8 protein-coding genes are annotated in these 16029 nt (G+C 42.6%); 5 read left to right on the top strand and 3 right to left on the bottom strand.

Annotated features, from left to right (window positions below):
• Nucleotides 1-179 precede the first annotated feature (179 nt).
• Nucleotides 180-1736, bottom strand: coding sequence for a stage V sporulation protein B (spoVB, locus tag MHI32_RS14650; protein WP_340012612.1), 1557 nt, complete (start codon nucleotides 1734-1736; stop codon nucleotides 180-182).
• A gap of 476 nt (nucleotides 1737-2212) precedes the next feature.
• Between spoVB and MHI32_RS14645 the strand changes: the two genes are divergently transcribed.
• The 5 genes from MHI32_RS14645 (at nucleotide 2213) to MHI32_RS14625 (ending at nucleotide 11202) form a co-directional block, all read left to right on the top strand.
• Nucleotides 2213-5692: a sugar-binding domain-containing protein gene (locus tag MHI32_RS14645; RefSeq protein WP_340012610.1), complete on the top strand. Its 3480-nt coding sequence runs from the start codon at nucleotides 2213-2215 to the stop codon at nucleotides 5690-5692.
• 493 nt (nucleotides 5693-6185) lie between these two features.
• Complete coding sequence (locus MHI32_RS14640) at nucleotides 6186-6872, top strand: response regulator transcription factor (protein ID WP_340012608.1); 687 nt, start codon at nucleotides 6186-6188, stop codon at nucleotides 6870-6872.
• Nucleotides 6859-7848 (top strand): HAMP domain-containing sensor histidine kinase, encoded by a 990-nt coding sequence (locus MHI32_RS14635; RefSeq protein ID WP_340012606.1) that lies wholly within the window; start codon nucleotides 6859-6861, stop codon nucleotides 7846-7848. The genes MHI32_RS14640 and MHI32_RS14635 overlap by 14 nt, the downstream gene beginning before the upstream one ends.
• A gap of 82 nt (nucleotides 7849-7930) precedes the next feature.
• Nucleotides 7931-8617, top strand: coding sequence for an ABC transporter ATP-binding protein (locus MHI32_RS14630; RefSeq protein ID WP_076125710.1), 687 nt, complete (start codon nucleotides 7931-7933; stop codon nucleotides 8615-8617).
• Nucleotides 8614-11202 (top strand): FtsX-like permease family protein, encoded by a 2589-nt coding sequence (locus tag MHI32_RS14625; RefSeq protein WP_340012604.1) that lies wholly within the window; start codon nucleotides 8614-8616, stop codon nucleotides 11200-11202. Before MHI32_RS14630 ends, MHI32_RS14625 begins: the two co-directional genes overlap by 4 nt.
• Before the next feature lie 229 nt (nucleotides 11203-11431).
• On the opposite strand, the gene MHI32_RS14620 is transcribed toward MHI32_RS14625, so the two are convergent.
• Nucleotides 11432-14221, bottom strand: a complete 2790-nt coding sequence (locus MHI32_RS14620) for a glycoside hydrolase family 3 C-terminal domain-containing protein (protein ID WP_340012603.1) — start codon at nucleotides 14219-14221, stop codon at nucleotides 11432-11434.
• A gap of 180 nt (nucleotides 14222-14401) precedes the next feature.
• Entirely contained in the window at nucleotides 14402-15883 is a 1482-nt protein-coding gene (locus MHI32_RS14615; protein WP_076125716.1) for an Lsa family ABC-F type ribosomal protection protein, read from the bottom strand.
• Nucleotides 15884-16029: the final 146 nt, after the last annotated feature.

Raw genomic sequence — 16029 nt, 5'->3', positions numbered from 1 at the left:
TACAGCTATTTTCAATACACAACTGTTTTGAACGATTATAGCTGCACAAAATACAGTTAAACATCTCGCTGCTCCCCATCCGTTACCTTCATCCGCCCCCATACTGGTACACAGAGGGTTGCATTATTACTCAATTTACTTTTTGGAGCACGGTACCGGAATATCAGAAATATTCCTTTTCAAGAAACAGGTGTAATCGTTGGTGGTTTCGGTGCCCTTTCCCACGCATGGGTTACCTGCAATGTTGCTGCATAGGTGATTAACGAAACAAGCAACGCTCCGAACAGTTGAATAATCTGCCCCAGGTCCAATCGCTCCAGAATTCCGTGAGCCGCCAACCCGCTAAGCGCCATGACAATTCCTCCTGCTCCAACCTTGAATACAATACGAAAGTCAAAATAAAACCCGATCGTTCCTGCCACAGATAAAAAATTCAACAGTGTCAGCAGCAAGAGCCCCAGTCCGAATCCCATGGCCACCCCTTCGATTCCAATATTAGAACCTAGAACAAAGATCGCAATCACTTCAAAGACATTCGTAAGAATATGATTCCACATAACCGTTGATGCTTTCCCCAAACCAAGCAAAATTGCTTGCAGTGGCGCTCCGAAATAATAAAGAAAAAATAAGGGTGCTATTAACTTTAACAGCTCGCCCGCTTCTGGCGAATGATAGATCATGGTTGTTAAGGGTACAGCCCATAAGTACAGGATGATTGTACATGGGAAACCTACTATAAGCGCGGATCGCATAGCCATATCCATCCGACTATGCATAAGCTTGCTATTGTTGCTCACACTTGCTTCGCTGATCGCCGGAATTAATGCAGTCGACAACGATTGTGTGAAGAAGCTGGGGAGAAACAACATGGGAAGAGCATAACCCGCTAGAAGTCCGAATTGCTTGGTCGCCATCTCAACACCTACACCAAACAGTACTAGACTTTTCGTAATCAGCAGTGGTAGAAAGGCATGATAGAGCGAATGAATAAAACCGCTGCCTGTCATCGGTAAGCCGATGCGCAGCAAATCTCTCAACGTACTGTCTCCTTTAAGTGAAATTCTTGACGTATGTGGTGGAGAGGTTTTGACCTTACCTCGATTTGCCCATTTGAAAACAGCAAACAAATAGAGCAAACCAAAACCTTCCCCAACAACGGAGGCAGCCATTGCACCAGCAGCCGCATAGGCAATACCGTAGGGCAACAAAACGTTGACAACACCGATAATGACAATGATTTGCGCCAGATTCTCAATAATATCGGAAAAGGCAAGTGGGTTCATGTTCTGTTTTCCACGAAAATAACCTTTCAGTACAGCAGACATCGCAATAATTGGAATGATCGGCGTAATAGCAACCATAGCATAATACGCCCGCTGATCGGCCAAAAAAATCGATGCGATCCATTTGGAGCCAAATAGAGCCACTAAAGTTAATATAATACTCAACGTACCCGTAATGCTTAAGGATACTGTGAGAATACGCTTTACTCGCGCTTCATCCTGCTTAACCTCAGCTTCCGATACAAGCTTTGAAATCGCAACAGGAAGCCCCAGCTCTGTCAGCGTAATAAATAAGGGAAGCAGTGGATGAGCAATCATAAGCAGCCCTACTCCCTCTGCTCCCAAAAAACGTGCCAGCAAGACTCCGTTCAAAAAACCAAGCCCTTTTGTGAAAAATGACGACACGGTTAATATGAACGTGCCACGAATAAAACTTTGTTTACGCATCCCCATTTATACGCATCTCCACCTATGGTTTGTCCTGTCCTTCTTTCTAACTTATTCGAACAAACACAAGTACATGCAGACAAGTATTTGTAAAGTATTAAATCAGCGATAAGCCCAACACATCTTAGCCGGTGTACCAGGCAATTTCCCTCACTTCACTTTCATTAGCTTCTGTAGCGAAATCATTTTTCATAGACCAGAGATACTTCTCTGCATCATTTATTAGTACTGTTTTTGTATAAATTTCATCCTCCGCAATAAAAGATATATTAAGAAATAAATAGATAATTTACCAATAGCATGTTATCATTTTGAATGCGATTTCAATAGCGTTGTTATAACAGTTTTTTTACTCTTCTTCGTGAATGTCTTTTTGCAAAATCTTTGATATGATAAAAAAGAGTACAAAAGTCTTTACGGAAATCATTCACATCGTTAATAACCACTTCTAAATTTTCCAAAGATAAAGGAGAACTTCTTTCATGAGTCAGAAAACAAGATTAAATAATGACTGGTTATTCAGCAAACAGCCGCTTAAGTCCACTTTAGAATCGGTGATAGCAGCTGATTCGGAGTGGATCGACGTAACCTTACCCCATGACTGGCTAATTTTTGATACACATAATCTATATGAAAGCGGAGAAGGCTGGTACCGTAAAAGCATAGTTATAGATGAGAAAGTGCCAAATAGTCGTGTCTCGCTTCGTTTTGAAGGCGTATACATGGACTCCACTCTCTATGTGAACGGCCATATCGCAGGCGTCTGGAAAAATGGATACTCGACTTTTGAAATAGATATCACGCCATACATTATTGAAGGTATCAACGAAATCTATGTTCAAGTGGTTCATGAGTCTCCTAATTCACGCTGGTATTCCGGTGCGGGCATCTATCGCAGTGTATGGCTGAAGACGTATTCAGGGACACATATTGTGCCTGATGGTATTTATATCTCTACTCACAAAAAAGAGGATTCCTGGAATGTTGAGGTAGATACCGAAGTCTTGTGCAATGATCTATTGCAAAGCGAAAAGCACTACATAATTCGTCATAGTATACTGGACGCTTCAGGTATCTGTATCTCTCATGCAGAAAATGAAAGTCCAGTACAAGTCGGGTCTGCTGTATCCAGCTCTGCCCTCTTATCCGTCAATAATCCAATGCTCTGGGATATTAACCAGCCTTACTGCTATTCCCTAAAAACGGAGCTGCTGGAGAATGATCAGGTAATTGAAGAAGAAATCCAAACCTTCGGATTCCTTACGATGGAGTTTGACAGCCAACAAGGTTTCTTTTTGAATGGCCGAAAGGTGAAGATTCATGGCGTATGCCAACATCATGATTTGGGATGTTTGGGGGCTGCGGTGAATAAGGCAGCTCTAAAAAGACAGATTATCCTCCTGCAGGAGATGGGTGTAAACGCTATTCGTACGGCCCACAATATGCCAGCCGTTGAACTGATGGAATTAGCGGATGAGATGGGCGTGCTCATAGTTTCCGAAGCATTCGATATGTGGGAACGCAGTAAAACTCCTTTTGACTACGCCAGATTTTATCCGGATTGGTGGAAACAAGATATTGCCAGCTGGGTACGCCGGGATAGAAATCGCCCCTCCATGCTCATGTGGAGTATCGGAAATGAAATATACGACACCCATGCCGATGAACGCGGCCAAGAGTTAACCATAGAATTACGTGATCTGGTGCAGGTTCATGACCCTAAAGGAAATGCAGTGGTTACTATCGGTTCCAACTATATGCCATGGGAGAATGCACAGAAATGCGCAGATCTAGTGAAGTTCGCAGGGTATAACTATGCCGAAAAATACTATGACCAGCATCATGAGGAACATCCCGACTGGATTATTTATGGTAGTGAAACTTCGTCTACTGTACAGAGCAGAGGCATCTACCACTTCCCTTATGCTCAGTCTGTATTGTCTGACGATGATGAACAATGCTCAGCCTTAGGGAACAGTTCTACTAGCTGGGGTGCCAAAAACACAGAAGCTTGCATTATCGCAGATCGTGATGCGACCTACTCGCCTGGACAATTTATTTGGACTGGATTTGACTATATTGGGGAGCCGACCCCGTACTTCACTAAAAACTCGTATTTCGGTCAACTGGATACCGCGGGATTCAAAAAGGATTCCTATTATATTTATCAAGCAGAATGGACGGATTACAAGGTCGCCCCGATGATTCATATTTTTCCGTACTGGGATTTCTCTAAAGGGCAGCTTATTGATGTGCGAGTATGCTCCAACGCACCACAAATCGAATTGTTCTTTAATGATCAATCCATGGGCACGGTTAACATTGACCATAAACATGGTAAAAAGCTGCTTGGGGAATGGCAGCTCCCCTATAGCGATGGTACTCTGCGAGCAGTCGCTTATGATGAACACGGAGTGCAGATCGCTGAAGATACGGTAACTTCTTTCGGAGATTCGGCCACTGTGGTCATGAATCCTGATAAAACTCAGTTGACTGCTGACGGATCGGACTTGGTATTTGTTGAGATCTCGACTCTCGATCAAGAAGGACGTCCCGTGGAGAATGCCAATAATCGTATTCAAATCTCTGTAGAAGGGCCGGGGCGTCTTGTTGGTTTGGATAATGGTGACAGCACTGACTACGATTCATATAAAGGAACAAGTCGCCGGATGTTCAGCGGCAAATTGCTTGCGGTCATTGCCTCTTCATTGGAGTCAGGTACAATCGTTGTACGTGCATCTTCCCATGGCTTACAGTCTGCTGAGCTTACACTGACTTCCGAAGCACGAGAGCTAGATCATTCTAAGGACGAAGAGCTTATACTTTATCAGCATTCGTCACAATCACTATCGGATGTGAGCGAGTTATCCCAAAACTATTTATCAGATGAAATTCCCGTTCGCAAGCTGGAAATCATATGCCCGCAAGGAAATCAACTAACGAAGGACACCCGTTCACTTCCGGTTCGTGTGCAAATTCATCCAGAGAACGCAACCTATCAGGAAATTGAATGGCGAGTTACGAATGCTGCCGGTATTGACGCTAATATAGCCGTTCTTGAGGCAAATGGGCATGAAGCAGTAATTTCGGCTTTGGGAGACGGAGACGTCTATGTACGGTGTGCAACGAAAAACGGTGCAGATCAAGTGCGCCTGTATTCGCTTATGGAATTCCATATTCGAGATATGGGAGCTGCCTTTTTGAATCCTTATGAGTTTGTTTCCGCTGGTTATCATAGCAATACGAGCCGGAACTTAACAAATGGGAATGAACGCGGAGTGGCTACTGCAAGAGAAGGAGAAAGCTGGATCTGTTTTGACAACATCGATTTCGGTGATTATGGAGCTACTGAACTTACCCTTCCTATCTTCGCGCTAGATAACGATAAATATACGATTGATATATGGAAAGGTACACCGGATGCTCCAAACGCAGCTCTGCTGACACAGGTAACCTATCAAAAATCATCCAGATGGAATGTATATCAAGAGGAAACCTACTCATTACCTGAGCGAATAAAAGGTGTCACCACCCTTTGTTTTGTTCTTCATAAAAAGATTCATCTCAAGGGCTTTCAGTTCAACAAGCCTTTAAAAGCGTACGAACAACTTAACGTTCTGGAATACAATCAGATTTATGGGGATTCCTTTAGGCTGGCAGATGGACAAATCAAAAATATTGGTAACAACGTCTCTCTCATCTTTAAAGATATGGACTTCGGTGATACTGGAAGCACTAAACTAACCTTATGCGGGCATTCGCCTATCGATAAAAATACTCTGCATATTCTATTTAGCGGACCAGAGGGTGAAAAGAGACAGCTTGTGGAGTTTACAAAGTCAAGTGATTATTGCGAAAGAGAATTTGTATTGGAGCGCATAACCGGTCCGCAAACCGTCACCTTTATATTTCTACCGGGGAGCCAGTTTGATTTTAAGTGGTTCCAGTTCCAAGCAGAGTAAGGTATTTTCAACTTTAAAATAGATGGATAGCTTTATTACAGAACAAATCCCCTGCGCATTTGTCACGGTTCAATAAGGATGTTTTCGGCTTTTGAGATTTGCCGTAGGATTATCAAGTCCTACGGCTTTTTTCTTGTTTTAAACCTTTTATCAGACATTGCTTTTGAAATTCATCCTTAATTTGCAGACTCTTTTCTTTCGAGAGATTTCTTCCTGTTACATTTAGCTTCATACTATTTAACCCTATTACATTTTAGCGTTCATATTTCTGCCTTTAATATAAGTTTACACACCCTATATTTTTTGTTTATACCTCGGACTGTATGTTTCTGTCAAAAGAAATATAATAGATCTAAGGAGGTGTTATGCATAGATTATATAACGACAAAGGAATCAGCGAAAAAATGGGAAATACTTGCCTTGTTCCAATTGACGCTAAAAACCCGGCTGACGGACGATATAGTTGCAGTAAAGTAAAGGACGGTGCAAATAAATGAACCAGATATTTTTGGTTGAGGACGATAAGACAATCGCTAAAAACCTTGTGCTTCTGCTCCGCTCAGAGGGATTTACAGTCTCTCATGTCCCTACGCGGAGTGAAGCCCTTACCGCGCTTGCCGGAAATAAATTTGACTTGGCGTTGATTGATATTTCTTTGCCTGATGGAAATGGCTTTGCGGTTTGCACGGAAATCAAAAAAACGCAAGATATTCCCATAATCTTTCTGACGGCTTCTGGCGATGAGTCAAGTGTTGTTACCGGGCTGAGCATGGGCGCGGACGACTATATCACTAAGCCTTTTCGTCCGCGTGAATTGATTGCACGAATTGGAGCCGCCTTGCGAAAAAGTGGGCGTTCCATATCTGATTTTAAAATTCACGGGCTTCATGTCGATATGGCAAGTGGCATTGTGGAGAAAAACGGTAGCGAGGTCTTTCTTTCAGCATTAGAATACCGCTTGTTGCTGATGTTTATTAGCAATTCGAAAAGTATTATCACGAGAGGCAGGCTGCTTGACGAATTGTGGGACGCTGCAGGCGAGTTTGTCAATGACAATACACTGACCGTGTACATCAAACGTTTGCGGGAGAAGATAGAGAACGATCCAGCAAGTCCGCAAATTATTCTGACTGTTCGTGGGACGGGATATAGATTGGGGAACGAGTATGCTTCGGAATAGAGAGTTTCGACATTTTGTCATTTTGTTCTCCTTAATTGCCACCTCCGCTGTGACGCTGGGATTTGCAATCAATATGGCGGCGGGAATCCTTACCACTACCTCTACCGCCGCTTTTGGCATAGCGTTTTTCGTGTTTACCAAAGCCCGATACATAAGCATTGCACGGATTTCACATCAAATCGACCTTGTGCTTCATAATGCTGACCTTCTGTACATTGAAGAGTCGGACGAGGGCGAGCTTTCTATTCTGCACAGCGAGATAACAAAAATGCTACTGCGCATTCGGGAGCAAAACGATGCGCTGAAAAAAGAAAAAGAACATCTTGCCGATTCGCTGGCCGACATAGCCCACCAACTCCGAACCCCACTCACATCAGCCAACCTCATTCTGTCTTTGTTAGAGAATAGCCCTAATGAAAACGAACGGAAAGCATTTATACGAGAAACAGAAGAATTGCTTATGCGGATGGATTGGCTGATTACTTCTCTACTAAAATTATCTCGCTTGGACGCAGGCATTGTGGTGTTCCAAAACGAGCAGATAGATGTAAATAGCTTGATACGCTCCGCCCTTCGCCCGTTCCTAATCCCAATAGAACTGCGCTATATTGATTTGCAAATAGACGTGCCGAAAGTAGTACTTATTCAAGGCGATCCAGATTGGATTTCGCAAGCAATTCAAAACATCCTCAAAAATTGTATAGAAAGTGCAGGCGAGCACGGGAGGATTGAGATTGATTGTACGGATAACCGGTTATTTACCGAGATTGCCATCCACGACAGCGGTGCGGGTTTTCAGCAAGAAGATTTGCACTGCTTGTTTGACAGGTTTTATCGCGGGAAAAACCCAAACGCTACAGGATACGGGATTGGATTGGCTCTCTGCAAGATGATTATAACGCGGCAAGGAGGAACGATTACCGCAAAAAACCACCCGCAAGGCGGCGCAATCTTTACCATTCGTTTCTCAAAGTGACAGATCTCTCACCTGAAAGTCACAGAGATGTAAGTTGAAGGTTCTATTATATGGGTAACCCATCAGAAAGGAGACTCACATAATGGAGTTTTTAAAAATTGAAAATTTATGCAAAGTCTACGGTAAGGGAAATAATCAAGTTACTGCGCTTGACCATGTTTCACTTACAATTGAAAAGGGAGGATTCACCGCAATCATCGGTTCGTCCGGCTCGGGCAAATCTACATTGCTTCACAGCGTCGGGGGCGTAGACGTACCGACAAGCGGAAAGGTATATTTGAACGGGCAAGATGTATATAGTCAAAGCAATGAAAAACTCGCCATCTTCCGCAGACGGCAAGTTGGACTGATTTACCAATTTCACAACCTCATTCCCACTCTGAATGTAGTGGAAAACATCACCTTGCCTATCCTTATGGACAAGCGCAAGGTCAACGAGGAAAGGCTAAATGACCTGCTCGAAATGCTTGGGTTGCAAGATCGAAAAACGCATTTACCCAATCAGCTTTCAGGTGGTCAGCAACAGCGTGTTTCCATAGGACGCGCTTTGATGAATGCCCCGGCGGTCATGCTTGCCGACGAACCCACGGGCAGCTTAGATAGCCGAAATGGACATGAAATCATCAAGCTGCTCAAAGAAAGCAATAAAAAATATGGGCAGACCCTGATCCTCGTCACCCATGACGAAAATATTGCCCTGCAAGCAGACCGTATTATCGGTATAACAGACGGCAAAGTAACGCGGGATGAACAGGTGGTTCGGCCATGAATATTTTTAACAAAGTCACACTGCAAAGTATGAAAAAAAGCCGTTCCCGAACGATTGTCACGGTGATCGGAGTTGTTCTGTCCGCCGCCATGATTACGGCTGTCGCTACCTTTGGCACTTCCCTGTTAAATTATCTGGTAAACGGTTCTATTGCGAAATACGGCGGTTGGCACGTTGAGTTTTTGGATGTTGATTCCTCTTTCGTGCAAGAGAGAACCCATGACAGTAAAGTTGCAAACAGCGCAGCATTTGAAAATATCGGTTATGCAACGCTTGAAGGCGGGAAAAGCCCTGAAAAGCCCTATCTTTTCATCGCCGGATTCAGTGAGGAAGCCTTTGATACCTTACCCACAAGCCTGATTTCCGGCAGGCTTCCTGAAAATAGCAAGGAGATTCTCGTCCCGTCTCACGTTACTGCAAAGGGCGGTGTTAGATTTAAGTTGGGCGACACACTTTCACTTTCTGTTGGAAGCCGATTGAATGGAAACAAGAATCTCGGCCAACACGACCCTTATCAGAACGGGGGTGAATCGGGAGAGGACAAAGAAACCCTTGTTCCAAAATCAGAGAGAACCTACAAGGTTGTAGGTATCTGCGAAAGACCCAGTTTTGAGGAACATTCCGCACCGGGATACACCTTGATAACGAAAGCAGATCCTAAAGACCAAGCGGACAACTTCAGTATATTTGTCACACTGAAAAATCCGCACGGTGTAACGGCTTACGCAAGCAGTACAGTCGGAGCAGGAGCTTATGTCTTTAACGATGATGTACTGCGCTTCATGGGCGCTTCGGACAATAAACTGTTCAACACGCTTCTGTACTCAGTTGGCGGCATTTTGGTTGCTATAATAATGATAGGCTCGATTTTTCTGATTTATAACTCGTTCAACATCTCGCTGAACGAACGCACACGCCAGTTCGGGATTCTAGCATCGGTGGGTGCAACGGCAAGGCAACTGCGAAATTCTGTGCTATTTGAGGGACTTTGCATTGGTGCAGTCGGCATACCTATTGGCATTATGGTCGGCATAGGCAGTATCGGACTTGTAATTCCTATGGTTGCCGAGAATTTCGGGAAAACTTTCCACAGCACCGTGCCTTTAACCCTATCGTTGTCTGTCCCCGCAATTGTCGCAGCTACAGCAGTCAGTTTAGTTACCATTTTGATTTCAGCCTATATCCCGGCCAGAAAAGCTGCAAATACTCCCGTGATGGAGAATATTCGTCAGACCAACGAGGTCAAAACCGAATCGAAAGCGGTAAAAACATCAAAATTTGCACAGCGTATTTACGGTTTGGAGGGTACACTTGCGTTAAAAAACTTTAAAAGAAACAAAAAACGTTATCGCAGCATTGTGTTATCGCTCACTTTAAGCGTCGTGCTGTTTGTATCGGGAAGTGCTTTTGGAACAACTCTAAAACGACTTTCAGAACAGTTGATAATGGACATGGACTATGACATTCTTTTTACCACTCAGGTGACGGACGACAGCGAAATGATCCCGCTTTACAACAAACTTAAAACCTCTGACGGGGTTTATGAAAGCTCGTACCAAATCGTTTATATGTATACATCCGTAATTAAGGCAAGCGATTTTTCAGACCGTTACCGGGAATACGCGGGGTATACTACGCCGGACGAAACGGTTCAACTACCCATGGACATCCAGTTTATTGAGGACAGCAAATATCTGAGTTTTATCAAAGAATTGGGTTTGTCTGCAGATGAATATACCGGGCAGGACGCGAAGATGATTGCCGTTGCCAAAAAGCGGATTGATAATAATGAAAGGTTAAGCGAAGTGTTTAATATGTTTGCAAATCATTCCATGACATTTAGTGTCGCCCCCCAAACAAATGACAAGCAAATGATGGAACAGGGGCAAAGCATAAACATTACGTTTGTCGATACGTACCCGGTGGATCCGCCTCCAAGGCAATCTTTAGAGCAGCGGCCATACGTTTTTATGGTGGTAGCTCCCTATTCACTCAAAGAGAACTTTAAAAGCCCGGATACCCATGCGGAAATGGGCCTGGCCTTTCTTTCAAATAATCCCTCGCAATCGGTGGCTGAAATGGAAGCGATCATTCAGGACACGGGAATGATGTCTGCTTATACCCTTTACAATGTCCATACAATAGTTGAACAATACCGCAGTTTAATATTTGTTATTGATGTGTTCACCTATGTTTTTGTTATTATGATTTCCCTGATTGCGGTTGCAAATGTATTCAATACTATTTCCACAAATATCAGACTGCGCAGGCGGGAACTTGCCATGCTCCGCTCGTTGGGGATGTCCGACCGCGATTTCAATAAGATGATGAGTTTTGAGTGTTTCTTTTATGGGATGAGGACGTTGCTGTTCGGAATTCCAATAGCGGGAATCATCTCATGGCTGATTTATGAAGGGTTAGTGGCCGTAGAAAGGATAGATAACTTTAATTTTGTATTCCCGTGGGGCAGTATAGCAATTAGCGTGTTTGGCGTAATCTTTATCGTGTTTATTACAATGTTGTATGCCATCAGCAAGATAAAAAAAGAAAATATCATTGACGCGCTTCGGGATAATTTGGCTTGATTTTAATACCGATATTAAGATCAGGTTTTACTGCAAAATTGTGGACATACGGCTTTCTATGTATTCAAATTTAAACTTCACCAAAAAGTAAATCCTCCAATATAGATTATTTACAATTCAACAGTAATCGTTCGGCTGTGTGCCTAAACAATTATGTTTATCGTAAACATCCTTATTGGAGGATTTGCATTAGCGCAGGGTTTTTCCTTCAACTTATATTTAGAGCTACTTAGTCAACTTTATTAAATTCGATCCAGTCGATCTGTAAACCTGGTTTAATGAATTCCAGTTTCATTTCATAAAGACCTGCTTCGAGTTCTACTTTCACAAGCTTTTGTCTAATCCATTGACCTTCTGTCCCGTTGGTTTGAATGGTTGTCATCAATTGATCATTCAAATTAACATTGCATGCACTTTGAGCCAGCTCAGGCTCTGTTGACATGATATGCACGAGGATCCGATATTGTCCAGCTTGGCCAACTTCAAAGAAAGTCGATCCTTCAACGGCTGGCTTAACCTGTGGATTTTGAGATAAGGATTGTACTTGTTCTGCAGTAAGTGAAGGATTAGCCTTAAAGGACTCAACCGTTTCAACAATTTGCTGTTTTCTCGAGAATACTGGAGCATGTATGATGAACTCACAAATATTCATTGCAGAACGTTGCAGCTCTCCTCTAGTCAAAGATCCATTTTCCAAGGATTCAATGGTGTTGTCATTCCATCCATTAATTTCGGCGCCATAGTTAGCTACAACCATGTACAGGTCATTTTGTGCACGGACCATCCAATTTGTAAATTTCCGGTCTGCAGCTCCACCATTAACGACATCATTCATGATGGCCCACCAGTCTGTCATGACAATACCTTTGAAGCCCCATTCTCCGCGGAGAATTGTAGTGTTCAAATCGTAATTTGAAGCGGCCCAATGTCCATTAACAGGGTTATAGGAGGTCATAATTGAATTCGCTCCACCCTGCTTCACTGCAATTTCAAAACCTTTCAAATAAATCTCGCGAAGCGCACGTTCCGACACAACAGCGTCCACTTTACTGCGATGTTTCTCCTGATTATTGCAGGCAAAATGCTTCAGCGTGGCATTAGAGCCACCTTTCATAATCCCACGTGTACATGCAGCGGCAAACACCCCAGAGATCAAAGGATCTTCAGAAAAATACTCAAAGTTGCGGCCATTAAGCGGGCTGCGACGAATATTTAGACCTGGTCCAAGCAAGGTGTCTATGTTGTTTCTTACCAACTCTTGTCCTTCTAACACATACAGCTCTTCGACTAATGCGGCATTCCAAGTAGCTGCAAGAAGCGTTCCGATCGCAACCTGAGTCGCTTTCGCTCCACTATCCATACGAATTCCTGAAGGACCATCTGCCGTACATGCAACAGGGATTCCTAAGTTATATAGACTATCACTTACTCCTCCAAATGCAGAAGCTGTACCCGGTGTAACTAAAGGGCTGCTCATGCCTTCACCCCGTACAATGGCAGCCAAATCATCGTCACTAAGCTGGGCAATAAAAGCTTCCATACTAACTTTTTGTTCAAATACATCTCTTAATTTATGCCCTTGATTGCCTGTCTGGGAGATCGTTGTTGGTAGATTGCTCTCGATCCGTTCTGCTAACGAAATCTTGCGTGTTGGAACCTCTGCATAAACAAGTTCATATGAACCGTCTGCTTTTTGAACACCAGGTTGCATTCTTGTAAAGCTTTGCGTGGGTGCAAGAGCTTCTTGTAACTGTTCCACAACTTGAAGAGTTTCCACGACATAGCCGCTATTCCCTTCAACCTTGACTTCCTCCACTTTTTTAACACTCGTTCCCACAAATATGCGGTACGTGCCTTCTTCTAGCACATAAGCGGAAGCATGCCCTGACACACCAGCATCATCATAGGAAGCCATTGAATGAACTGGGAAACTCACGGTAAGACGTTGAGCTTCGCCTGGCTGAAGGACTTCTGTTTTTACGAAGGCTGCCAAAGCTTTAGCAGGCTGTCCCAATTTTCCTTGTGGAGCTTCATAATAGACCTGAACAACCTCTTTTCCAGCAAAGGTAGTTCCTGTATTAGTTACGGTTACGCCGACTTCAACATTAAGTTCGCCAGCTTTGTAAATAAGTTTAGCTTCTTCTGGCTCGAGCTTAAACGTGGTATACGATATTCCATAACCAAATTCATATTGAACCTTTTCTGGGCAAAATGTCTCGAAATAACGATAACCAACATAGATATCTTCCTGATAAAGGTTTGTAAATTCATTACCGTAGTTGTGTGTTGACGGGTAATCGTTGATGGAATATGCGATCGTGTCTGTTAATTTTCCGCTTGGAGTTACTTCTCCAGCCAGCACGTCCGCAATTGCATTACCACCTTCCATTCCCCCCTGCCAAGAGTAGATGACAGACGAAATCGGATTTTTATAGCTTTCATCGTTCAGCCAGCTCATATCAATAATATTAGAGACGTTCAGTACAACAATCGTTTGCTCAAAATATGTAGTTACCTGCTTCAGCATCGCCTTTTCATCAGCTGTTAGTTGGTAGCTTCCTGAACCATCGACATTATCCTGATCTTCTCCTGCTGTACGTCCGATTACAATGATTGCTTTGTTCGATTTACTTCTAGCCTCAGCTACCAATTCGTCGGATAAAAGCATTTCCTTCTGGTTCCATGGCTCTGCAGCCCAAACGCCGCCACCATTATCAAACGGATTTTGCTCAATCCACTTCTCATATACTGCTGCCAAATCTTCGTTGACCGTAAGGTTCTTTTTACTGCGAAGACCGCCCAGCAGGTTGGTCGTATAAGTAACATGAACACTACCGCCCGAACCAGTACCACTGCGATAATAATTCACTTGAGTTCTGCCAAAAACAGCAATATTATCACTTTCAGCAAGCGGAAGCACCTGATAATCATTCTTCAACAGTACCGCACCTTCTGCTGCTACCGTTCGGCTAAATTCTGCAAAACCTTCTAATGGAATTCCCACACTCTGTGTACTCAACTTGTTTCCTCCTGTTGTTCAATTCTATAGGTTGTTTCTTTAGGCATCAATTACATATCATAAAGTTTAACTATACCATTATAGTACATTGGATAACTGTAATATATATAATAATTATCTTTATTAATATAATAATATTGGTCTGTTAGAGTTGGAAATTTTCAATCGATATTAAAAATATCAGCTAAGTTCAATGATCTTCGTGGCAACATTATGGCAAAATTCGCGATCATGCTCCACAAAAACGAGTGTTGGTGTATATTCAAGCAATAGCTCCTCAATTTGCATACGTGAAATAACATCAATAAAATTAAGCGGTTCATCCCAAATATACAAATGAGCTTTTTCACTAAGACTTTTGGCGATCAGGACTTTTTTCTTTTGGCCGCCACTGTAAGTGGATATATCCTTATCAAATTGAATTCTAGAGAAATCAAGCTTTCGCAGAATAGATTTAAAAAGACTTTCATCTATCCCATTCTCTCTAGCATAATCTGTTAAATCGCCCCGTAGATCTGAAGTGTCTTGTGATACGTAGGAAATGATAAGCTGGCTATCCTTAGTAAAGGTTCCGGTATAATCTATCTCCTCACCGCAGATCAATTTGATGATACTTGATTTGCCGGAACCATTTTTACCCGAGAGTGCAATTCTCTCCCCCTGCTCAATGGTAAAGCTTACTTCTGAACATACCCTTTTCTCTCCGTAAAAAACCGAAACATTATCCAGCTCCGCAAGATGACGTTTATGATAAGCAAGCTGCGTAATCTCTAAGTTCTCAGAATTTTCGATGTTTTTAAGAAGCTTAGACTTTTCGTTGATGGCAGATTGCTGTCTCTGCTCGATGGCTTTAGAGCGTTTCATCATTTTAGCGGCCTTGTGTCCAACATAACCTTTATCTAACTTAGATCCAGAATTTCTAGTTCCATTTTTAGTTTTTTCCACCTCATGTGACCAGTTACCTGTTCGTTTAGATGAGGCTGACAAGCGTTTGATATCTCTTCTAAGTTTTTCGTCTTCCGCTATCTCAAAGTTATCTTGTCTGACTTTATTCTCCCACCAGCTAGAAAAATTGCCCTTTTGAATCTCTATATTGGTTTTGTTAATTGACAAGATGTGGTCCACACAATTATCAAGAAAGGATCTGTCGTGAGAGACCAGAATATATCCACTTTTCGTATTGAGGTAATCACTGACAAGCTTTCTTGCCGTCATATCCAAATGATTTGTAGGTTCATCAATCAACAGGAAGCTATTTTCCTTAATGAATAATGTGGCTAACAGCACTTTCGTTTGCTCTCCGTTAGACAATGAATCAAAGGGACGATATAACACATCCTCAGAAACCTTTAGCAAAGAAAGCTCTCGCATTAATTTCCAATGAATATAATCCGGAAAAATCTCGCTGATCACATCTATGGTGTTAAGCTCCTTGTTATTCACCTGAAAGGGGAAATATTCAAAGCTGACATGAGCAGAAATATTACCGCTGTATTCATGCTTTCCAAGCAATAAGCTAAGAAATGTAGTCTTTCCTCGACCATTTCTCCCTGTGAAACCTAATTTCCAATCGGTATCGATTTGAAAGTTTACGTTCTCAAATATGTTATCGTAGCTGCCTTCATAGGCAAAGGTTAGATTTGTGACATTTATTAATGACATAAAATAATCCTCCTGTATTTTAACAAAATAAAAGCCACAAGAAAGTTACTTTCTTGTGACTCAAATAAATACAGCAAATCCAGCCCCAAATGGAGTTAGATATGGATATATTTTCGAGTGAAAAGAAGTAGTAACTTTCTTGCATA

This window comes from Paenibacillus sp. FSL H7-0690 (assembly GCF_037980415.1).
Classification (GTDB): domain Bacteria; phylum Bacillota; class Bacilli; order Paenibacillales; family Paenibacillaceae; genus Paenibacillus_AQ; species Paenibacillus_AQ odorifer.
The sequence above is the reverse complement of the archived record's forward strand: the minus strand, read 5'-3'. Positions and strand labels throughout refer to the sequence as shown.

Bases quoted from the DNA above. Each gene is read 5' to 3' on its own strand.
- MHI32_RS14635 (WP_340012606.1), top strand. From the start codon at position 6,859: ATGCTTCGGAATAGAGAGTTTCGACATTTTGTCATTTTGTTCTCCTTA.
- MHI32_RS14615 (WP_076125716.1), bottom strand. From the start codon at position 15,883: ATGTCATTAATAAATGTCACAAATCTAACCTTTGCCTATGAAGGCAGC.
- MHI32_RS14630 (WP_076125710.1), top strand. From the start codon at position 7,931: ATGGAGTTTTTAAAAATTGAAAATTTATGCAAAGTCTACGGTAAGGGA.
- spoVB (WP_340012612.1), bottom strand. From the start codon at position 1,736: ATGGGGATGCGTAAACAAAGTTTTATTCGTGGCACGTTCATATTAACC.
- MHI32_RS14640 (WP_340012608.1), top strand. From the start codon at position 6,186: ATGAACCAGATATTTTTGGTTGAGGACGATAAGACAATCGCTAAAAAC.
- MHI32_RS14645 (WP_340012610.1), top strand. From the start codon at position 2,213: ATGAGTCAGAAAACAAGATTAAATAATGACTGGTTATTCAGCAAACAG.
- MHI32_RS14625 (WP_340012604.1), top strand. From the start codon at position 8,614: ATGAATATTTTTAACAAAGTCACACTGCAAAGTATGAAAAAAAGCCGT.